Origin of the sequence: Methylacidimicrobium sp. B4 (assembly GCF_017310545.1) — a bacterium.
In the GTDB taxonomy this organism is placed as follows: Bacteria; Verrucomicrobiota; Verrucomicrobiia; order Methylacidiphilales; family Methylacidiphilaceae; genus Methylacidimicrobium.
In genome coordinates, this window is record NZ_CP066203.1 from 547,327 (window position 1) to 566,001 (window position 18,675).

The window sequence follows — 18,675 nt, forward strand, 5'->3', positions numbered from 1 at the left end:
CCTCCCAAGCGAGCGAGGCGTGTCGGATTGGGGCAAGCGGCGCATCGTGTGTCCTTCCGATCAAACGCAACCTATTCTGGTGGCCTTTCCGACAATCCGCTGGCCATTGCCGGGGAGAGCGCGAAGAGCGTCTCGCAGAGCTCGTTTTGGGAGAGCGAGATCCGCTCGATCCGCATCTCCTGCAAGAAGCGCTCCTCGTTGCGGGAGAGCTCTTCCGGGAGGCTCGCCCAATGGCGATCCGAGGAACGCTTGAGGATCTGCCGCGCATAGCTTCGCTCCGTCTGGCTCGAAAAGCGGCATCCAATGAAGAGGAAGCGGCTCCCCCGGCGCCGTTCCTGGACCACTGGCGGGATCGGCGTCTGGATATCGATCTCGGTGAGCACCTCCACCAGATCCGAGTCCGAGATGACGAAATTCGCCGCGGGGCTGACCGACCCGAAAGGCTTGTAGAGCACGGTCCCCCACCCGGCGGCCTCGCTGAGCGGGGCCTCGGTTCCGTCCGGACGATAGGCTCGGGTCCAGCTTCCGGGATGCTCGGCCTGGCTCACCCCTTGGATCTCTCCCCAATCCGACCGGGAGCCCAACGCCGCCCGAAGCGCGCCGTCATACCAGACATCGACGATCAGCGGGAGCTGGGGAAGGCTCGCCAACCGATCGTGGAGAGCGAGCTTCGGGCTTGGAACCGAAAAGGTCTCGAGCAGGAGCTTCCGCAGCGTCTTGCGATGCTTCTGGCTTTCAATGTATTGCGCGGCCGCCGAGAGGATCTTCCTCGCCCGGCTCGGGACGGCCACTCGGCGGGCGAGGCTTTCGGCAAGGCTCTCGCCCTCCGTCGGAAACGGCGCGGCAGAGTCCCCCTCTCGGGGCCAAATTCCCGGCCCCAGGTAGGGGATGAGCTTTCCCGCCTCCAGGCATCCAACCATCTCGTGCAAGACATCACTCATCCCTGAGCTCCCTTCTCCGCCTCCGCCCCTTCTTGGGCCTCCGGCTCTTCCTGTTGCAGCTCCTCGAGCGCGGTCCGGGGGAGACGGAAAATGCCCCGTCCGCCGGCAAACACCTGGAACCGGTCCCCCGCCTTCTTCCACAGCCGTCCGAACCAGGCCTGTGCGGCGACCCCGGACGGTCTCTCCCCGATCTCCTGCACCGCTCCGTCGTTCGCGAAACGGACATGAATGACGACCATCTCCTCGTTCATAGAACCTCCTGTTGTTGCTGCCCTACAAATAGATCGCCGCTCCGGCCCCGACATTGACCGAAGAGTCCTTGAGCGTCTTTACGATGAAGGCGATCTGCTCTTCGGTCAGATGGGCATGAAATGGAAGAACGATGGAACGATCGGCCACCTTCTCCGTGACCGGGAGGCGCCCCTTCCGCCAGCCGTTCTCGATGGCATAACCCTGGAGGTGCATTGGCTGACAATAAGCGGAGGCTTCGATTTCCGCCTGGGCAAGATCTTCGAGGATCGCGTCGCGGCTCGACCGGGTGAATCGCGTCCCCAAATGGACCGGGTAAAGGAACCAGTGAACCTCTCCGGCTTCGGGAGCGATGTAAGGGTCCTTGATCCCTTCGAAGGACTTCATCTGCTGGAAATACCACGCTTCGACGAGCCGCCGGCGCTCCAGGATCCCCCCGATCCGACGGAGCTGGACGAGCCCCAGCGCCGCAGTGAGATTGCTCGGGCCAGCATGGAGAGAGGGCATCATCGTCGCGATCCCGGAAAAGCGCTCTTCGCGGGAGCGGCTCCGGCCATACCGGACACCAGCGGCCAGCTCTTCATCGTCGGTCACGACCATCCCGCCTTCTCCGCAGACGAGCGCTCCGGGCTGCGAAAAGTCGAAGACCGCCAACCGGCCGAACCTGCCCGTCATTCGGTCGCCGTACCGGGAGCCGATCGACTCGGTTGCATCTTCCAGCAGGAGCAGTCCCTGCTCTTCCGCCAGCCGCTCGAGCTCCCGCCAGGACGCGGGATGGCCGAGCGTGTTTCCGGCGAGGATCGCTCGCGCTCCCTCTCGGGCCGCCTCCGCTGCCCGCTCCGGCGCAATAGCTCCCGACCAGTAGTCGATGTCGACGAACCGGGGCTCAGCTCCGCACAAGGCGACCGCCTCTCCAACCTGGTGCCACGAATAGCCCGAAAGGATCACCCGGTCCCCGACGCCGATGCCCAGAGCGCGGAGACCGAGGCAGAGACCGATCGCACCGCTGCCGACCGCCACCGCGTGCTTGCGCCCTACCCAGGCGGCGAATGCGTTCTCCCACTCGTCAACCAATGCTCCTGCGCTGATCTCGGGCGACCGGAGCACCGAATCGACCGCAGCCAGCTCTTCTTCCGAGAGATCGGGATCGGAGAGCGGGATGCGCGGCAGGGGAGCTCTCGGCGATGGTCCTGCCCTCATGTCCCTCCCTCTTCGGACAAGCGGCGCGCCTCGACCGTGATCGGGAGGAGCGTATCGCCCGGCATCTCCGGAAGCTGGAAGCGCCATCCATTGGCGAGCGTCACCGTCCCGCCCCAGAGCCCGGGCTTCTCGGCGGTGATCACCGCTTCTTCCAGATCCTTTTTCGCCACGTAGACCGAAAGCTCACCCTTGACCCCCCTCCGAAGCATGATCTTCATTCCGTCCTCCCTCCTCCGTCTTGCGCCCCACTCGCCGCCAAAGCCTCCTCCACGATGCCCCGAGCCGCGCGCTCCACCTGCTCGATGGTCGTCTCCTCTCCCAGGCTGAAGCGGATCGTGGCCCGCGCCTCCTCCGGCGACAGTCCCATGGCCAGGAGAATCCGCGAGGGCTCTGTCCCCCCGCTCGCACAGGCCGAGCCCAAGGAAGCCTCGACGCCGCGCCGCTCCAGCCGGGCGAGCAGCTCCTCTCCATCGATTCGTCCGAACCGCACGCTCGCCGTGTTGGCCACCCGAGGGCTCCCCCTCCCATGGACCACGGCAAAGGGGAGCGCCGCGAGGATCTCTTCCTCCAGCCGATCGCGATGCCATCCCACCGCTTTGACCCGATCCACCAGCCCATTCGCAGCCAGCCATGCCGCCGCGCCAAACCCAACGATGCCCGCAACGTTCTCCGTTCCACCCCTCCGGCCCCGCTCCTGGTGGCCACAAAGCAGGGGAGGCAACGCAACCCCTTTTCGCAGAAATAGCGCGCCGGTCCCCTTGGGCCCACCCAGCTTGTGGGCGGAAAACGAGAGCAGGTCGAAGGGGAGCTCCCCGGCATCGACCGGAATCTTTCCCACCGCCTGCGCCGCGTCCAGATGGCAGAGGAGACCCCGCTCCTTCGCCAGGACGAGAGCCTTCTGTACCGGGCTGATCACCCCCGTCTCATTGTTGACCCAGACCAGCGACAAAAGAGCTGCTGGCCTGGCGAGTGCCTCCTCGAGGGCACCAAGGTCGACCAATCCTTGCCGATCGACGGGCAGCCGGACGATCTCCACCCCGCGGTCTTCCAGCCGCTCGAAGAGCAGGTCGGTGCTCGGATGCTCCACCGTCGTCGACAAGACACGGAGCCGATCCGGAGCCCGCTCCAGCGCTCCCAGGATCGCCTGGTGGATCGACTCGGTGCAGCCGCTGGTAAAAAGGATTTCCGAGGGCTTGGCGCCGATCAGGGCCGCCACCTCGCTCCGCGCCCGTCCGACGGCTTCCTTGGCGAGCTTTCCGCTCAACCCCGGACTCGAGGGATTCCCGAAGCGCTCCCGAAGGAAGGGGAGCATCGCCGCGAGGGCTTCCGGCCGCAACGGAGCCGTTGCGTTGTAGTCGAGATAGATCCGATCGATTTCACCCATGATTGACCTGGGGCTCGGGCACTGCGACACCCTCTTCCGGCGCGGGTTCCAGCTCCTTGCCCTTCATCCCGACCACGAAGCCCCGCTCGTAGAAGTCGACGCCGTAGATGTAAAAGCGCTGGAGAAAGGTACCAATGCTCGTCACTACTCCCTTCTCTCCCTTCTTGATCAAGACCTCGCCGATCTCCTTCCCGGGGAAGGTCCCATCGTTCCGGATGTGCTTCCTTGAGATCACCTTTTGGCCGTAGGTGAAGGCGGGCGGCCCCTCGAGCTCGACTTCGTCGTCCATGCCCATCAGATCCTCCTTTCCCTCAGTCCTCGTCCTCCATCGGTCCCCTCTCGACGATCCTCCGCAGATCGCCTCCCCGCAGCAGCCCCATGGGATCGAGCTCCTCCAGCTTGCGCAGAGCGGCAAGCCCCTTCTCCCGCTCGCCCAAGCGGCTCTCGAGATAGCCGTAGGCTTTGAGGGCAAAGAGGTAGAGGCGGAAGAGAGGATCGTCACGGGCGCTCTCTTCCCGGCGGGGGGCGCCAACCCTGCTCCACTCCTGGGGAAGGCCCGCCTTCTTCGCCACCGCCTCCAGGCAGGCGAGCGCCCAGTCCCGAGCCTCCATGAGCTTCCCCGAGTAGAAAGCATACCGATAGTTGCCGATCAGGACGGAGATATGTCCCGGCTCCGCCTCGGTCGCTTCGCGCAAGAGAGCTTCGGCTCGAGGTTGCGCCCGGCCCGAGCGGCCGGCCGCGCGGAGGAGCTCCTCGGCGCGGCTCGAAAGCGGCCCCCAATGCTCCTCGGCAAGCGCCCCCAGGCCGGAAAGCGCCTTCGCAAGAGGAGCTTCCGTTCCCATAGCCATCCCCTCCCACTATCCCCCCTGCCCGGGCGAGCCTTCGACGGAGGCGGCCGCCTCCTGCGAGCAGGAGCAGCTTCCCGTCGGCCCGGACAGAACGATCAGCCGCGTCTCCATCGGATTTTCGACGAAATGAAGGATCGCCTCTTGGAGGAGTGGCTGGCTCTCCCTCGGGATGAAGAGCCGGCAGCCTTTCCCTTCCCAAATCGCGTCTCCTTCCTGGGGCCCGCGCTCGACAGTGAATTCGGTCGCGAGCCCCGAGCAGCCGCCGGGGCTGGCGGTCAAGCGCATCCCAGCATCGGGGTCGCCTCCGCTGCCCATCCGGATCATCCGCAGGATGAACGCCTCAGCCTTCGGAGTGAGCGTGATTTTCATCTCTGGTACCGTGGAAGGCTCTTGTCGACGATGCAGGTATGGTCCACCGGGCAGACGGCAACGCATTGCGGCTCGTCGAAAAAGCCAATGCACTCGGTGCATTTCTTGGGATCGATCAGGAATATCCCATCCTTTTCCGATATCGCCTTATTCGGACACTCCGGCTCGCAGGCGGAACAGCCCGTGCACTGCGAAGCCACAATCTTGTATGGCATCGATTCTCTTCCCTTCCTTTCGTTTTCCTCTCCGCTTCAGGCGGCCTGGCCCGCAGGCTCGCCCAACTCGATAAACGCCCCCTGCCGAATCATTGCGTCCCCGCGCTCGACATCGACGAGCTCTCCGTTCTTCAACCGCTGCAGGTAGCTCCGGAAGTAGGAGATCGTGGCGGTTTCGATGTAGCCGTAGGCATACTGGTCGACCGGCTCGATTCCCGCCTTCCGCAGCTCTTCCTTGGGACAGCCCCCGATCTTGGCCACGAAGACCGCGACACAGTCGTTGATCGCACGAATGACCCCTGCGAGGGCGTCCTCTTCCCCGTAGCCGCCCTGGCAGTAGAGATCGACGCGCCGATGGCCCACGAACTTGGAGCCGGCCACGCTCAGCTCGTAGATCTGAAACTCCTTGGCGTGCCCGAAATGTTCGTTCACCTTTCCGCCGCCCTTGGTGGCGACCGCCACCAGGATCTTTCGACCGCTGTTCTCTCCGGCCAGCGTGAGAAGCTCCCGCTCCCGCGCCGCTTTCCTGGCCTCCCGCTCGATCTCCACCGAATCCCGGTAGGCCCGGCGCTTCGCGGCGTCGTACTCGACCTCCATCGACTCGATCCGCTCGGTCGTGAACTCGGCCCCCCGGTCCTCGCCGAGCAAGCCGACCGCGTCGGCACGGCACTGACGGCAGTGGCGCATCATGTTCATCTCCCCCTCGCACTTGTCCTGGAGCGCCTTGAGCTCCTGAGCGGATGGGCCGCGCTGCCCGGAAAGCCCGAAGACCGTGCCATGCTCCGGCGCGGAGATGAGCGGCATGATGTTGTGCAGGAAGGCTCCTCGGCTCTTGACCGCCTTGTTCACCTCGACCAGGTGATCGTCGTTGATCCCGGGGATCATCACCGAATTGACCTTGCAGAGGATTCCTGCTTGGGTGAGCATCTCGAGGCCCTGCAGCTGCCTCTCCGAAAGGAGCTTCGCCGCATCCTTCCCCGTGTAGCGCTTGTGGCGGAAGAAGACCCAGGGGTAGATCCGCGCACCCACCTCGGGATCGATCATGTTGATCGTGATCGTGACATGATCCACCTTGAAGTCCTTGATCCGCTCGACATGGTCCGGCAGCGCAAGCCCATTGGTCGAAAGGCAGAGCTTGATGTCCGGAGCGGCCTTGAAGACCAAGTCGAAGGTCTGGAAGGTCTTGTCCGGATTCGCCAGAGGATCTCCCGGCCCGGCGATTCCGAGGACCGTCATCTGCGGGATCTCGGAAGCCACGGCGAGAACCTTCTTCGCCGCCTGCTCCGGGGTCAGCCGCTCGCTCACTACTCCGGGCCGGCTCTCATTGGCGCAATCGTACTTCCGGTTGCAGTAGTTACACTGAATGTTACAAGCGGGAGCGACCGCCACGTGCATCCGCGCATAGTGGTGATGCGCTTCCTCGCTGTAGCAGGGATGATTCTTGACCTTCTCCCAAATTTCCGAGGGCAGATCCCCCGAGCCAGCACTCGAGCCACAGCTCGACTTACCGCTTCCCCCGCTCGAGCCGCAACCTTTGTGGGGCGCTACGGGGATCGTCAGCCCCTTCAAGTTCGAAAACCGTGCACTGATGCCTTGTCCAGGTTCCTTAAGAGCTTCCATCGCTTCTTCCCTTTCTGGCGGCTTCTTCGTTGTTGCGGCCGTTCCCCGCGCCTTCCATCGCGGAAAACCACGCATTGAGAGCGATCGAGCAAAGAACGTGCCAAGTCGGCGATCGCCTCCCCTCCAAGGAGGCCGGGGCCGCCACGCACTCTGCCTGGCGTCCTGGCCGCCCGCCCTGTCGCAACCGCAACAGGGCGTTGTTTTCTTTTGTCCGCTTCCGCACAGCGGTCGGACCGAGGAACGGGCATGGCTCGGGCGCAACAAGCCGAAAACGATGGGCGTCTGGTGAAAAGAAGGCGAAAGCCGGCGACAACCGGTCGGAGACGCCGGCTTTCGGTATCTAGGTGCTGAAGCTCTGGCCACAGCCGCACGCGCTCTTCGCCTTCGGGTTGTGGAACGCGAAACCCTCGGCGAACGGCTTGCGGATATAGTCCAAGAGAAGACCGTCGAGCAGCGGAAGGCTCTCGGAGGCGACGACGAGGCGAAGGCCCCGGCTTTCGAAGACCCGGTCATCGGGAGAAACCGACTCTGCTTTTTCCAGCAGATAACTCCATCCGGCACACCCGGAGCGGGTAAGCCCGATACGGAAGGTCGCTCCTTCGCGTTTCCCCTGGAGAAAAGAACGGAGGCGGTCGGCCGCCGCGTCCGTGAGCTCAATCGCCATGATCTTGTGCCTCCGTTGGCTTCTCGGATTGGGAGCAGGTCGAAAATGAGGAGCCGCAGCTACAGGTAGAAGCCGCGTTCGGGTTGACCACGACAAAACGTGCGCCGCTCAGATCCTCTTCGTACCGGATCTGGGCTCCCGCCAGGAACGGGAGGCTCCGCGGATCGATCACCACGGTCACTCCCCCCGACTCGACCGAGAAGTCGTCCTCTTCTTCCCTGTCATCGAAGGCGAAATTGTACTGGAAACCCGCGCAGCCTCCCCCCGTGACATAGACGCGCAGCTTGAGATCCGTTCGACCATCTTCCTCGAGGAGGCTCCGGATCTTTTCCACCGCATCCGCCATCAGGGTGACTGCGGGAGCGGGCTCCGGGTCTCTTACGCCCGCGGTGGCCAGCCCCTCTGCTTTCTTCGATACCGTTGTGCTTCCTTCCATAACAGTGGATCGAGCATCTTGCGTGCCAGAAATGCCGTGCTCAGTGTGAAAGGTTGGCAAGGAATCTGCTTCCTCTATCGTGGAGACCGGTCGCAGACCAGAGTCCCAACCACAAAGCGATGCAGCCCTTCAACCTCGAGCTCACGACCATTTACGAGATCAGCAAGCTCCTCAACTCCTCCCTCGACTTGGACTACTCGTTTCGCGGCGTCCTCAAGCTTCTGGCCACCTACCTGGGAATCGAGCGAGGAATGGTCGTCTTGGGTGAAGGCGAGACGTTGCATGCGGTCGCCTGGCTCGGCTTTCCCCAAGAGCAGCTCGGACCCGATCGGATGGCCGGGGCGGGGTCGGTGGTCCGTTATATACAAAAGACCGGTTTCCCGACGGCGGTCCCCGACGAAAGCCAGGAGCCCCTGCTCGCGGGCTATGTCGCCGGCTTCCCCCATCGGAAGGGGCCTCCGATCTCCTTCCTGGGGATCCCCATCCTCCACGATCGGGAGTGCCTCGGGGTGCTGATCCTCGAGCGGCGATCGGCCGGAGCTTCCGCCCGGCTCCGCGAGGATACCCGGCTCCTGCAGCTCGTCGCCAACCTGATGGGCCAAACGATCCGCTTGTGCGACAAGGTCGCCGAGGAGCAGCGCCGTCTCGTCGCGGAACGAGACCGCCTCCGGACCGAGTTGGCGACCAAGCACCGGATCGAGAATGTAATCGGTCAGAGCAAGCGGATGCAGGAGGTGATCGCACTGACCCACCAGGTCGCCCCCAGCCGCTCCACGGTTCTCCTGCGAGGCGAGAGCGGGACGGGAAAAGAAGCGATCGCCCGCGCCATCCACTTCCTGAGCCCCCGAAGGAACGGCCCCTTCATCAAGCTCAACTGCGCCGCCCTGCCCGAATCGCTCCTCGAGTCGGAGCTTTTTGGACATGAGAAAGGGGCGTTCACGGGGGCCCTCCACGAGCGAAAGGGGCGCTTCGAGCTCGCGCACGGCGGCACCCTCTTCCTCGACGAGATCGGGGACATCTCACCCGCAGTGCAGGTCAAGCTCCTGCGCGTCCTCCAGGAACGGGAGTTCGAGCGGCTGGGCGGGAGCCGGACCATTCACATCGACGTCCGGCTGATCACGGCAACCAACCGGAATCTCGAGGAGGCCGTGCTCAAGGGTGAATTCCGATCGGACCTCTACTACCGGATCAACGTGGTCAGCCTCTTCCTGCCCCCGTTGCGCGAGAGAACCGACGACATTCCGCTTCTGGTCGAGCATTTCCTCAACAAGATGGGGGAGGATTTCGGCCGGCGGCTTTCGATTTCAGGCCGGGCCTTGGACGTTCTCGTCCGCTGCCAATGGCCGGGGAACGTCCGGGAGCTCCAAAACTGCCTCGAGCGCGCGGCCAACGCCGCCGCCCGCGGCCTCATCGAGGAGGGCAACATCTCCTGCCGGAGCGGCCAGTGCCTCTCCTCGCTGCTCTGGAAGCGGGAGCTGACTCCGCTCCCCACCCCGATCGTCGCCCAGCCGGCACCGGCCCCGGAAAGCGGCCTGGAAAGGCCGAGCCTGGCACGCTCGCCTTCGGGCGCGCGGGAGCAGCTCCTCGAAGCGATGGAGCGATGCGGCTGGGTTCAAGCCAAGGCGGCCCGGATGCTCCACCTCACCCCGCGCCAGCTGGGTTACGCCCTCCGCAAGTATGAGATTCCGATCAAGAAGTTTTGATCCGGAAATCCCATACGAAACCGCTGACGGCCCCGAGGTTGGGAGGATTGGCCGTCGCCATCGCCTTGGCGCCCCTGCGAGATCAAGCGAGCCGACGCCATCCTCTTTGTCGCCGTCCCTAGAGTCATAGGAGGCTTATCCCCAAGTGACTGGGAAAGCATCCCCTGATTGATCTGGGCCGCGGCTTGGCGCCAGGAGACCGGGATCACGGAGGTCTCGGGTCCGGAGATCCCCGACCCTGCGCTCTCGATCATCTTCTCCGCGGGGGGAAGGTCCTTTTCCTTATCCTGACGGCTGCAACATCCGCCAAAGCTTGGCCTTCGCGTGGCGCCTGGGAGTTGTCAGCGCCACAAGAGGCGGATCAAGATCCTGCCAGACATGTGAGAGCATCTGCCGCGGGAGAAGGAAAGCATGGACGGCTGGATCGACCCGATCCTCAATGGTCACAGGACCGGAAAACCCAAAAAGCCCAGCAGGAATCCAATTCCCGGAAGTCGCCGAGTTCCTGTGTGTTGACGGCTCATCCGACCAAGGCCTGGGCGATGGCGGCTCCGCGCTACAGGCCCTCGATGCCGGGGCCATTCCTGAACTTGGCGAAGATCACGTCCCGCCTTTCCGCTTCCCCGCGTGCCTCATCGGTGATGCTCCTGCCAACCACAAGACCGAACGCTTTCGAGGGCTCCGCCGAAAAAATGCGCCGCCACTGCGCCGGCTTCTGCCGAACTGCGGCCTGCGCGGCCTTGAGGAAGATCTTCGAGCGCTCCTCGGCCCGATCGACATCCTCGACGTTAACCTTTGCCGATACCTCAGCAGCAACGCACACAGGCTCTCCCGTCCCCTTATCCTGACCTACTGCAAGCGCGTCCGCCTCCGCGATGCTGTCATGCTCGTCCTCGGAAATCGCGTTGGCTTTTTGGGCAGCATCAAGCATGCGGCTCACCAGACGGGGCTCGAGCACCTCAACCGGACTGATCCTCCGATGCAGATAGTTGTGCAACTTCGCGAGCACCAGGCTCTCAATCAGCAGGCCCTCGTGATTACGCAGCACATCCAGGATGGATTTCCGAAAGACCTGCGTGGATTCCATGAAGAGCCTGAACGTGGCCTCCGTCTTCTCCTGGGCGGCGGCCAATTGACCCACCCTGGCCTCCGTCTTCTCCTGGGCGGCGGCCAATTGACCCACCCTGGCCTCCGTCTTCTCCTGGGCGGCAGCCAATTGACCCACCCTGGCCTCCGTCTTCTCCTGGGCGGCGGCCAATTGACCCACCCTGGCCTCCGTCTTCTCCTGGGCGGCAGCCAATTGACCCACCCTGGCCTCCGTCTTCTCCTGGGCGGCAGCCAATTGACCCACCCTGGCCTCCGTCTTCTCCTGGGCGGCAGCCAATTGACCCACCCTGGCCTCCGTCTTCTCCTGGGCGGCAGCCAATTGACCCACCCTGGCCTCCGTCTTCTCCTGGGCGGCAGCCAATTGACCCACCCTGGCCTCTGTCTTCTCCTGGGCGGCAGCCAGCCTGCTCTGGCCCTCCCCAAGCTCCCGGACCGCCTCCAAGATGCTTCTTCGGTCTTCCCTCCACTCCTCCTCCGCCCTTTTGAATTCTCCGGGAAGGCGCAGAAGGTCGTCGGTCAGGATCTTTTGACGGATCCTGTCCATCCGCCGCTGGCTAGAGAGAAGCGCGTCAAAGACAGCATCGGCCCAGTCCGGATGATTTTTCAGAGCGGCGAGAATATCGCCAGTCGAGCGGATCTCGATGCTCACGCTTTCAGTATGCGTCGTTGAGTTGCCTCGCGCAACCGTTCCCAATCCGGCCGCGCTCACCACCAGAAGCCGTGCTTCTTCTTTTGGACGGCCTTCTTCTTGGGTGCTGCCATCTCATTCTTGGAGAGAGGCTTCTCTTTTTTGTCCGGCCCGGACATCCTTTTCGCCTCCCCCTTGCGATGCCGGTGTTCCGACGACGCCCCCAAGCCCGCATTCCTCGCCGCCCATCCGGTTCCCGGATCGGGCAGGAGGCCGTTCTTCGCCAGAGCCTGCGGCAGCCCGCGCCGTCCGATCGACTGCATTGAGAACGGAATTTCCGAGCTGGGCCGGAAGCGACCGTCGGGAGCCGACCGGGGCCCGATCACCGAGGCGGACGCCAGGAGAAGCCCGCCTGTGGCGGGCCTTCCGCATCTCGAGCATCGGCTGGTCCGGATCGAAGAGAAGCGCGGGCCCGGAGGCAGTTCCCCCGAAGGCCCGCCCTGCGCAGTCCGATGCGGTAACGCGTGGGCTCGCCGCTATGGTCGGGTGACCGGGGCGCCGACCTTGTTGCCCCACTCGGTCCACGACCCGTCGTAGTTGCGCACCTTCTTGTGACCGAGCAGATAGGTGAGGACGAACCAGGTATGGCTCGATCGCTCGCCAATCCGGCAGTAGACCACCGTGTCGCTTTCCGGGCTGAGTCCGCACTCCCCCTCGTAGATCTTCCGAAGCTCTTCCGCCGACTTGAAGGTCGCGTCCTCCTTTACCGCGGTTTTCCAGGGCATGCTCTTGGCGCCGGGAATATGGCCGCCGCGGAGCGCCCCTTCCTGCGGATACTCGGGCATGTGGAGCAGCTCGCCCGAGTACTCCCCCGGGCTGCGCACGTCAATGAGCGGCAGCCCCGCGCGCTGATGGGTGAGGGTCTGCTCGTAGAAGGCGCGGATCTCCCCATCCCGCCGGGCCGCCGGCGTCGGATAGGTTGTCTCCGGGTAGGAAGGCTTCTCCCGAGTGAGCTCTCTTCCCTCGCTGATCCACTTGGCTCGTCCACCGTTGAGGATCTTGGCATTCCGGTGGCCGTAGAGCTCAAAGGCCCAAAGGGCATAGCAGGCCCACCAGTTCGATTTGTCCCCGTAGAAGATGCAGGTCGTCTCCGGGGTGATGCCGTTTCGGCGACAGAGCGCCGCAAAAGCCTGCGGGGAGATGTAGTCGCGAATCATCTGGTCCTGCAGGTCGCGTCGCCAGTCGATATGGACCGCTCCCGGGATATGTCCCGTATCGTAGAGCAGCACATCTTCGTTGCTCTCCACGATGCGGATCCCTGGGTCGTTCCGGTGCTCCGCGAGCCATTCGGTCTCGACCAGCTTCTCCGGATGAGCATAGGCAATCGTTGTCATCGTTCTCTCCTTTGGTTGTTTCCTAATCCTTTCCGAAACAGATTGCGTAATCGGTGCATTCCCGACAGCTCGGCGCCTTGCAAGCCTGAAATCCTGCCCGCTCGCAGAGCTGCCGGTAAAAGAACTTCTTCCAGCGCATATCTCCGACGTTCTGGTCGCGCAGCGGACGGAAGTGGCGCTCGAGAAGGCGGCTGAGGGCCTTCCGGTCGGGCAGGCCGAGATCCTGCCAGAGATGATCGTCCGCCAGGCAGGCTGCGGCGAGGGCGTGTGCGATCCATCGGGTCTCTTCTGATCCATTCCCCGACTCGACCAAGAGCGAAGCGATCTCCCAAAAATCCTCCGGGATCACGCTGGCCAAGCAGGAGGGCTCTTTCTCAGCCCCGCTGAAGACGAGCAGCCGCTCAAATGAGAGGTCATCGAGACCGAGCCGGGGCACGCACGGGAAAGCTCCCCTGCCGGCGAAGCGCCGGACGACGTGCCGGAACATCCCGCGCAGCATCGCCCTCTCCTCCGCAGCACCGATGGGCGGGGCCGATGCGGAGAGGGGCGGAATCGTCGGAGAGGCCGCGCAAGTGACCATGACCTCTCATCCCCCGTAGCGGGCAACCTCCGGGAACTTCTCGATCATCTCGAGCGCCGCCGCGATATGCTTTTCCCCCGCCTCCGCGAGCTTTTCGCGATTGGGAAAGCCAAAGCGGTGGACGTCCCGGAGGACCTTATTGACCACCGCGAGCCGTCCCGCAAGGAGAACCATCTTTCCAAAGCCTTCGTGGTGCATCGACATCATCGGCACCACCATCACCCCTGTCTTCCGTTCGATCGTAAGCCCGACCGCGTTGAAGAAGAGCTCCACCCGCTCGAGGGTTTCGGGGTCGGGGTCGCCCACGATCGGAATCTGTCTCCGCTTCTCGGCATCGAGGATAAAGGGCTCCAGCAGCTCCTCGTCCTTCTTTCCGTCCCAGACCCCATAGGTGTCCTGGGCCCGCTGCTGCTTCACGAGCTCTCGAAGAAATCCTTCTCGCAGCTCACTTGCCCCGATCTCCGGCTCGACCGTCGCCTTCACTCCATTTCCTCCTTGAAGTCCCATGTTCTCTCCTTTCCTTTCAAAAGTGCCTTTCGCAGCCATGGCGGAGGAGTCCCCCGGAGGACTTCCTGGAGCTTTTCGAGGATCTCGCGGATCGGCTCCAGATCCTTCGCCTTCACCGGGTGAATCTTCTGCGCTACCACCCGCGCCGCCCCGGAAGCGCCGATCGCCGCCACGTAGAGAATCGCGCAATCCTTGATCGCCGCGAGCTTGGGCTCGAGCTTATCCTCGTTTCCGTCCTCCTCGAGGTCCCCGGAAAATTCGATCGTCTTCCAATGGCTTACCTCGGTTTCATCGATCTCATAGATCTCGATCGTCTTCGCCCATCCGAAATGGGCGTTCACACGAATTCCGTCCTGCGTCGCAAAGGCCACTTTCATCCCGTCCTCTGATCCTCCTCTTGGCATTGGCATGCCCGAGCGGCTTCTTCGTGAGGCCCCCGCCCGGGCCAATGAGCTCCTTCTTCCTCCTCCCGAGCCGCAATGAGCCGGTTGGCGACCTCGAAAAGGAAGCTCCGGCTCCCCCGATAGCCGACCAGCACCTGGTGGGCCGCACCCAACCGGTCGAAGATCGGGATGCCGATCCGATAAAAGGGAATCTGGAGCCGGGCGGCCATCTGACGGCCGTGCGAATGGGTCAAGAGAAGCTGGCATCCGAGCGCCTCCTGCTCCAGGTCCTCCAGATCCCCAATGCAGACCCGCTCCACGGGCAGGTCGGCAAAGACGATCGACTCGGTCGTCGAAACCGCCGCCTTGAGCTCGCATCCGAGCTCGGCAAGCCAATGGCCCACGTTCTGCAGCAGATCGGGCTCAGCGCCAATGGCCACCTTCACCCCGCCAAAGAAAAAGTGTCCGTCGAGCATCGCGTCGACCAGTTGGGATCGCTGCCGGCGATAGACCTGCGGCACGGGACGACCCGAGAGCTCCGCAAGAAGATGGAGGAAGCGATCGACCGAACGGAGGCCCATGAGTCGGTCCACGAGGAGATGGGGCACCCCGGTCTTCATCTCAAGCGCCAGCGCTGCGCCCCGCATCTGCTCGCCGAGCGCGATCGTCGCCCGGGAAGCGCCCATCCTGCGGATCTCCTCCAAGCGTGTCCCGCCCAGGGTCGTCGGCGTGAAATCTTCGGGAATATGCCCGTCGAGGGAGCCCGAGAGATCGGGAAGGAGGATCGGCCGCAACCCGAAGGACTCGACGATCTGCCGGATCTCCTCGAGATCCCCGGGGGAGAGGTGACTTCCCGCCAACAGATTGATCTGATCGTCGATCCGCGCCGCCCCGGGCTCGACCAGCTCTTCCACAATTTGGGCAACCGTCTTCGCCCACCCGTCCTGGAAGGCCCCTTTGAAGTCGGGGGTGGATACGTAGACGACAGGGAGCTCGGCCAGCTCGGGCCTCCGCTGCCGGATCAGCTTCAGGTACCCGACGATATCATCCCCCTTGGTCTCCGTCAGCCCGGTGGAGCAGATTCCGACGATCTGGGGCTTCGCCCGCTGCGCGATATTGAGCAGCGCCTGCTCGATGTTCTCCATCCCGCCGAGGATCGTCGTGACCTCGTTCATCGCGGTGGTCTGCAGCGGGATCATCTCGCGGAAGTGGCGGACGAAGAGGACGAGCCCGAAGGCGGTGCATCCTTGCGAGCCGTGCAGGACCGGCATGCAGCCGTGAACGCCCATCAGCGCGAGAGCCCCGCCGATCGGCTGGCTCATCTTGAGCGGGCTGACGCTGCACGCCTTTCTCGAGTTGATGACCTCGGCCACGTTTTCCCTTCTCGGATTCGTTCGTTAGCCTTCCTGCCAGGGAGCCGGAAGACGCACCTCCTGCCAAACCGGGTTATGGAGAGCTCGATCGATCTCGGCGACCAGGGCGACCATTCCCTCATACCCGGCGTAGGCATGATGGCGCTCCTGGTTGATGTCAAGCCAGGGCATCATCGCCTTGAGGGCGACGAATTGAGAACGGCCACCGGAAAGCATGATATCCGCCCGGGCTTCCTTGAGCATCCGGTAGATCTCTCGGGGAGTCATCTCCTCGATCATGTGGGCTTCGTCGCCCATGAGCTTCTTGATCCGCTCCTTGTCCTCGTCGGTCGATTTTTTGACGCTCGTCCCGACGATCTCCATGCCCACCTCCTGCAGGGCGGAGACGACAGACCAGGACTTGACGCCTCCGGTGATCAGGAGCACCCGCTTGCCGGCAAGTCGCTTCTGGTAGACTTTCAGCTTCTCCCACGCCCTCTGTTCCTCCCGTCGGATCAAGAGCTCGGTCTGCGAGAGCAGCTCCTCGGGAGCACCGCGTCCCACGAGCAACCGGGCCATGTTACGAAGGGCGTCGCTCATGTCGGAGATCCCGTAAAAGGAGCCCTCGAAGAAGGGGATTCCGTATCGCTCCTCCATCTTGCGGGCGATATTGATCATCGCCTTGGAGCAGACGAGCATGGTCGCCTTCGCCCGGTGGCACGAGGCGATCTCGTGGTACTTCGCGTTCCCGGAGATGCAAGCGAGGATCCGGATGCCGAGATGGTCGAGAAGCGGCTTCACCTGCCAGAGCTCGCCCGCCAGGTTGTACTCCCCAACAATGTTCACATCGCAGGGCGTCGTGTAGGCTGGCTCCTCGGTTCCGATCACATGATCGAGCAGCGCCTCCCCGGCGAGCTTGTTGCCGAGGTTCTTGCTGCCGGCGAAGCCGGGCGACTGGACCGGGACGATCGGGCGGCCAAACTGCTTCCTGGCCGCCTGGCAGACAGCGTCAATATCGTCGCCAATCAGCGCGGGGACGCAGGTCTGGTAGACGAAGACCGCGGGAGGGTCGTAGCGGTCGATCGCTTCCTGGATCGCACGAAAGAGGCGCTTCTCCCCCCCATAGACCACGTCCATTTCCTGGATGTCGGTCGTGAAGCCCATCCGGTAGAGATGGGAATCGGAGGACTTGGACCCCCGATTGTCCCAGGAATTCCCTTCGCAGGCGATTGGCCCATGGACGAGGTGGACCACGTCGGTGATCGGCTGGAGCGCGATCTTCGCCCCGTCGAAGGCACAGCCTCCAGCGGCGGCCCCTGGCTGGAGCTGCTTGGTGCAGCCCTTCTTCCGCTCCTTTTCCGATTTCGCCCGGTTCTTGGCGCAACCGGGCTCCTGGAAGACCGCCTGGACCTTTTCCGACAGGTTGCTCATCCCGACTCCTTTCGGGTCGTTTCCTTCCTACCGAATGATGTCGAAGCTATAGTCCGACTTCGCGGGGACGTTGGTGTTGTGATCCATCTCGTCGAAGATCTTGTCCAGGATCCAGACGAGCACGTTGAGCCCGCCCTGATAGCCCCAGACCGGATAGCGGTGATGGTGGTGGCGATCGAAGATCGGGAATCCCAGCCGGATCAGTGGCGTTCCCGTATCGCGCTCGAGATACTTGGCATAGGTGTTCCCGATCACGAAGTCGACCGGCTCCGTGAAGAGAAGCGAGCGCAGATGCCAGAGATCCTTCCCAGGATAGACCTGGCAGCCGGCTCCGAAGGGCGAAGAGCTCAAGAGCTCGCGCACCTTCCCTTCCCACGCCGCGTCGGCGTTGGTCGCCAGCACGTGCGCGGGCTCCGCTCCGAGCTCGAGCAGGAATCCCGTGATCCCGAGCGCCACGTCGGGATCGGCATAGACCGCAAACCGCTTCCCGTGGATATGTGGGCTCGAATCGGCGATCGCATCGACGAGCCGACCCCGCTCCCTTTCGAGTGGCTCGGGAATCGGCTTTCCCGAGAGTCGGGAGATTTCCTGGAGGAAGCGGTCGGTGGCCGCGACCCCGATCGGGTAGTGGAGCCCGACGGTCTCCTGCCCCTTGGTCCCGATGTAGGGGAGCGTCTTGGGCGTGCAGAAGCTCTGCATCGAGATCGTCGCCTTGGAATGCAAGGCATCGGAGATCTCGGAGAGCTTGGTGCCGCCGTCGTACATCCGGAAGGTCCCGTCGGCCGGGGTATCCCAGACGTCGCTGTTGTCCGAGACGATCAGGTAGTCAACCCCCATCAGATCGAGAATCCGTCGGATCTCCCGGATGTTCCCGACCACGTTGCCGTCGAAGCCGACGATCAGGTTGATCGTGCCGTTGGGCTCGCGCACCAGCGGGGGCACGGTCTTGGCCTTGCCGTCCCAGAAGTACTCGAGGATCCCCTTCATCATGTTGTCATATCCGGTGATATGACTCCCCACGAAGGAAGGCGTGTGAGCGAAGGGAACGTCAAAGTCCTGGGGAACGCTCCCCTTCTCCCGCGCATTCTTGATGAACGCGTTGAGATCGTCCCCGATCACCTCCGCCATGCAGGTCGTCGAGACCGCAATCATCTTGGGCTTGTAGAGGGCGTAGCTGTTCGCCAGGCCATCGATCATGTTATTGAGCCCGCCGAAGACCGCGGCGTCCTCGGTCATTGAGGAAGAGACGCAGCCGCTCGGCTCCTTGAAGTGTCGGCTGAAGTGGCTCCGGAAGTAGGCGACGCACCCCTGCGACCCGTGGACGAAGGGGAGGGTTCCCTCGAATCCGACCGCCGCGAAGATCGCGCCCAAGGGCTGGCAGGCCTTCGCGGGGTTGATCGTGATCGCCTCGCGGGCGAAGTTCTTGTCCCGATACTCCTTGGTCTTCGTCCACTCGCGAATCCGTTCAACCTCATCCGAGCAGGCTGCGTCCTCAAACTCCCGCTTCTTCCGCTCGAACATCTCGAGGTACTGCGGCTGCCGAAAGAGATGAAAGTGGTCGAGCACGTGTTCCGCGTTCTGGCTCTTGGTCTCTCCATTTGTTTCCATATCTTCTCCCTTTTTTCGTTACCGAGTTGTGCTTTCCGGGCTCTCTTTCCGCTGCG

The 18,675-nt window shown here is 63.5% G+C and carries 22 protein-coding genes; 1 reads left to right on the plus strand and 21 read right to left on the minus strand.

Annotated features, from left to right (window positions below; all coding sequences use genetic code 11):
* Positions 1–71: 71 nt before the first annotated feature.
* The 12 genes from MacB4_RS02720 to erpA all read right to left on the minus strand — a co-directional run bounded on the left by MacB4_RS02720 (position 72) and on the right by erpA (position 7,926).
* Entirely contained in the window at positions 72–941 is an 870-nt protein-coding gene (locus MacB4_RS02720; protein ID WP_206864341.1) for an SIR2 family protein, read from the minus strand.
* Positions 938–1,192: a hypothetical protein gene (locus tag MacB4_RS02725; RefSeq protein ID WP_206864342.1), complete on the minus strand. Its 255-nt coding sequence runs from the start codon at positions 1,190–1,192 to the stop codon at positions 938–940. The genes MacB4_RS02720 and MacB4_RS02725 overlap by 4 nt, the downstream gene beginning before the upstream one ends.
* A 22-nt stretch (positions 1,193–1,214) precedes the next feature.
* Entirely contained in the window at positions 1,215–2,390 is a 1,176-nt protein-coding gene (locus MacB4_RS02730) for a DegT/DnrJ/EryC1/StrS aminotransferase family protein (protein WP_206864343.1), read from the minus strand.
* Positions 2,387–2,608, minus strand: a complete 222-nt coding sequence (gene nifT / locus MacB4_RS02735) for a putative nitrogen fixation protein NifT (protein ID WP_206864344.1) — start codon at positions 2,606–2,608, stop codon at positions 2,387–2,389. The genes MacB4_RS02730 and nifT overlap by 4 nt, the downstream gene beginning before the upstream one ends.
* Positions 2,605–3,774: a cysteine desulfurase family protein gene (locus MacB4_RS02740; protein ID WP_206864345.1), complete on the minus strand. Its 1,170-nt coding sequence runs from the start codon at positions 3,772–3,774 to the stop codon at positions 2,605–2,607. The genes nifT and MacB4_RS02740 overlap by 4 nt, the downstream gene beginning before the upstream one ends.
* A complete protein-coding gene (locus tag MacB4_RS02745) occupies positions 3,767–4,069 on the minus strand; it encodes a nitrogen fixation protein NifZ (RefSeq protein ID WP_206864346.1) in 303 nt (100 codons plus the stop codon). The genes MacB4_RS02740 and MacB4_RS02745 overlap by 8 nt, the downstream gene beginning before the upstream one ends.
* A gap of 16 nt (positions 4,070–4,085) precedes the next feature.
* Positions 4,086–4,622, minus strand: coding sequence for a hypothetical protein (locus tag MacB4_RS02750; protein WP_206864347.1), 537 nt, complete (start codon positions 4,620–4,622; stop codon positions 4,086–4,088).
* Between the two features lie 9 nt (positions 4,623–4,631).
* Positions 4,632–4,991, minus strand: a complete 360-nt coding sequence (locus MacB4_RS02755; protein ID WP_206864348.1) for an iron-sulfur cluster assembly accessory protein — start codon at positions 4,989–4,991, stop codon at positions 4,632–4,634.
* On the minus strand, positions 4,988–5,206 hold the full coding sequence (locus MacB4_RS02760) for a YfhL family 4Fe-4S dicluster ferredoxin (RefSeq protein WP_206864349.1): 219 nt from the start codon (positions 5,204–5,206) through the stop codon (positions 4,988–4,990). The genes MacB4_RS02755 and MacB4_RS02760 overlap by 4 nt, the downstream gene beginning before the upstream one ends.
* Positions 5,207–5,242: 36 nt before the next feature.
* Complete coding sequence (gene nifB / locus MacB4_RS02765; protein WP_206864350.1) at positions 5,243–6,826, minus strand: nitrogenase cofactor biosynthesis protein NifB; 1,584 nt, start codon at positions 6,824–6,826, stop codon at positions 5,243–5,245.
* A 340-nt stretch (positions 6,827–7,166) separates the two neighbouring features.
* Positions 7,167–7,490 (minus strand): iron-sulfur cluster assembly accessory protein, encoded by a 324-nt coding sequence (locus tag MacB4_RS02770; RefSeq protein WP_206864351.1) that lies wholly within the window; start codon positions 7,488–7,490, stop codon positions 7,167–7,169.
* A complete protein-coding gene (gene erpA / locus MacB4_RS02775; protein WP_206864352.1) occupies positions 7,480–7,926 on the minus strand; it encodes an iron-sulfur cluster insertion protein ErpA in 447 nt (148 codons plus the stop codon). The genes MacB4_RS02770 and erpA overlap by 11 nt, the downstream gene beginning before the upstream one ends.
* Positions 7,927–8,045: 119 nt before the next feature.
* Here erpA and nifA point away from each other — a divergent pair, with 119 nt between their 5' ends.
* A complete protein-coding gene (gene nifA / locus MacB4_RS02780; RefSeq protein WP_206864353.1) occupies positions 8,046–9,629 on the plus strand; it encodes a nif-specific transcriptional activator NifA in 1,584 nt (527 codons plus the stop codon).
* A gap of 556 nt (positions 9,630–10,185) precedes the next feature.
* Here the strand turns inward: nifA and MacB4_RS02785 are convergent.
* From MacB4_RS02785 to nifK, 9 genes are all read right to left on the minus strand, one after another.
* On the minus strand, positions 10,186–11,385 hold the full coding sequence (locus MacB4_RS02785; RefSeq protein WP_206864354.1) for a hypothetical protein: 1,200 nt from the start codon (positions 11,383–11,385) through the stop codon (positions 10,186–10,188).
* Between the two features lie 56 nt (positions 11,386–11,441).
* Entirely contained in the window at positions 11,442–11,687 is a 246-nt protein-coding gene (locus MacB4_RS02790) for a hypothetical protein (RefSeq protein ID WP_206864355.1), read from the minus strand.
* 213 nt (positions 11,688–11,900) lie between these two features.
* Entirely contained in the window at positions 11,901–12,758 is an 858-nt protein-coding gene (locus tag MacB4_RS02795; protein WP_206864356.1) for a sulfurtransferase, read from the minus strand.
* Between the two features lie 22 nt (positions 12,759–12,780).
* Positions 12,781–13,338 carry a nitrogen fixation protein NifQ gene (locus MacB4_RS02800; RefSeq protein WP_206864357.1) on the minus strand — a complete coding sequence of 186 codons (558 nt, stop codon included), beginning with the start codon at positions 13,336–13,338 and terminating at the stop codon, positions 12,781–12,783.
* Between the two features lie 6 nt (positions 13,339–13,344).
* Positions 13,345–13,845 carry a NifX-associated nitrogen fixation protein gene (locus tag MacB4_RS02805; RefSeq protein WP_206864358.1) on the minus strand — a complete coding sequence of 167 codons (501 nt, stop codon included), beginning with the start codon at positions 13,843–13,845 and terminating at the stop codon, positions 13,345–13,347.
* On the minus strand, positions 13,818–14,222 hold the full coding sequence (gene nifX / locus MacB4_RS02810) for a nitrogen fixation protein NifX (protein WP_206864359.1): 405 nt from the start codon (positions 14,220–14,222) through the stop codon (positions 13,818–13,820). Before nifX ends, MacB4_RS02805 begins: the two co-directional genes overlap by 28 nt.
* Positions 14,219–15,601 carry a nitrogenase iron-molybdenum cofactor biosynthesis protein NifN gene (gene nifN / locus MacB4_RS02815; RefSeq protein WP_206864360.1) on the minus strand — a complete coding sequence of 461 codons (1,383 nt, stop codon included), beginning with the start codon at positions 15,599–15,601 and terminating at the stop codon, positions 14,219–14,221. Before nifN ends, nifX begins: the two co-directional genes overlap by 4 nt.
* A 24-nt stretch (positions 15,602–15,625) precedes the next feature.
* Complete coding sequence (gene nifE, locus MacB4_RS02820; RefSeq protein ID WP_206864361.1) at positions 15,626–17,011, minus strand: nitrogenase iron-molybdenum cofactor biosynthesis protein NifE; 1,386 nt, start codon at positions 17,009–17,011, stop codon at positions 15,626–15,628.
* A gap of 27 nt (positions 17,012–17,038) precedes the next feature.
* Positions 17,039–18,619, minus strand: a complete 1,581-nt coding sequence (gene nifK / locus MacB4_RS02825) for a nitrogenase molybdenum-iron protein subunit beta (protein WP_206864362.1) — start codon at positions 18,617–18,619, stop codon at positions 17,039–17,041.
* Positions 18,620–18,675 lie beyond the last annotated feature (56 nt).

Excerpts from the sequence above, each read along its gene's own strand:
- nifK (WP_206864362.1), bottom strand. The coding sequence starts at position 18,619 with ATGGAAACAAATGGAGAGACCAAGAGCCAGAACGCGGAACACGTGCTC.
- MacB4_RS02795 (WP_206864356.1), bottom strand. The coding sequence starts at position 12,758 with ATGACAACGATTGCCTATGCTCATCCGGAGAAGCTGGTCGAGACCGAA.
- MacB4_RS02760 (WP_206864349.1), bottom strand. The coding sequence starts at position 5,206 with ATGCCATACAAGATTGTGGCTTCGCAGTGCACGGGCTGTTCCGCCTGC.
- nifB (WP_206864350.1), bottom strand. The coding sequence starts at position 6,826 with ATGGAAGCTCTTAAGGAACCTGGACAAGGCATCAGTGCACGGTTTTCG.
- erpA (WP_206864352.1), bottom strand. The coding sequence starts at position 7,926 with ATGGAAGGAAGCACAACGGTATCGAAGAAAGCAGAGGGGCTGGCCACC.
- MacB4_RS02720 (WP_206864341.1), bottom strand. The coding sequence starts at position 941 with ATGAGTGATGTCTTGCACGAGATGGTTGGATGCCTGGAGGCGGGAAAG.
- nifE (WP_206864361.1), bottom strand. The coding sequence starts at position 17,011 with ATGAGCAACCTGTCGGAAAAGGTCCAGGCGGTCTTCCAGGAGCCCGGT.
- MacB4_RS02730 (WP_206864343.1), bottom strand. The coding sequence starts at position 2,390 with ATGAGGGCAGGACCATCGCCGAGAGCTCCCCTGCCGCGCATCCCGCTC.
- MacB4_RS02800 (WP_206864357.1), bottom strand. The coding sequence starts at position 13,338 with ATGGTCACTTGCGCGGCCTCTCCGACGATTCCGCCCCTCTCCGCATCG.
- MacB4_RS02725 (WP_206864342.1), bottom strand. The coding sequence starts at position 1,192 with ATGAACGAGGAGATGGTCGTCATTCATGTCCGTTTCGCGAACGACGGA.
- MacB4_RS02745 (WP_206864346.1), bottom strand. The coding sequence starts at position 4,069 with ATGGGCATGGACGACGAAGTCGAGCTCGAGGGGCCGCCCGCCTTCACC.
- MacB4_RS02755 (WP_206864348.1), bottom strand. The coding sequence starts at position 4,991 with ATGAAAATCACGCTCACTCCGAAGGCTGAGGCGTTCATCCTGCGGATG.
- MacB4_RS02740 (WP_206864345.1), bottom strand. The coding sequence starts at position 3,774 with ATGGGTGAAATCGATCGGATCTATCTCGACTACAACGCAACGGCTCCG.
- MacB4_RS02770 (WP_206864351.1), bottom strand. The coding sequence starts at position 7,490 with ATGGCGATTGAGCTCACGGACGCGGCGGCCGACCGCCTCCGTTCTTTT.
- nifT (WP_206864344.1), bottom strand. The coding sequence starts at position 2,608 with ATGAAGATCATGCTTCGGAGGGGGGTCAAGGGTGAGCTTTCGGTCTAC.
- MacB4_RS02805 (WP_206864358.1), bottom strand. The coding sequence starts at position 13,845 with ATGGGACTTCAAGGAGGAAATGGAGTGAAGGCGACGGTCGAGCCGGAG.
- MacB4_RS02790 (WP_206864355.1), bottom strand. The coding sequence starts at position 11,687 with ATGCAGTCGATCGGACGGCGCGGGCTGCCGCAGGCTCTGGCGAAGAAC.
- nifX (WP_206864359.1), bottom strand. The coding sequence starts at position 14,222 with ATGAAAGTGGCCTTTGCGACGCAGGACGGAATTCGTGTGAACGCCCAT.
- nifA (WP_206864353.1), top strand. The coding sequence starts at position 8,046 with ATGCAGCCCTTCAACCTCGAGCTCACGACCATTTACGAGATCAGCAAG.
- MacB4_RS02750 (WP_206864347.1), bottom strand. The coding sequence starts at position 4,622 with ATGGCTATGGGAACGGAAGCTCCTCTTGCGAAGGCGCTTTCCGGCCTG.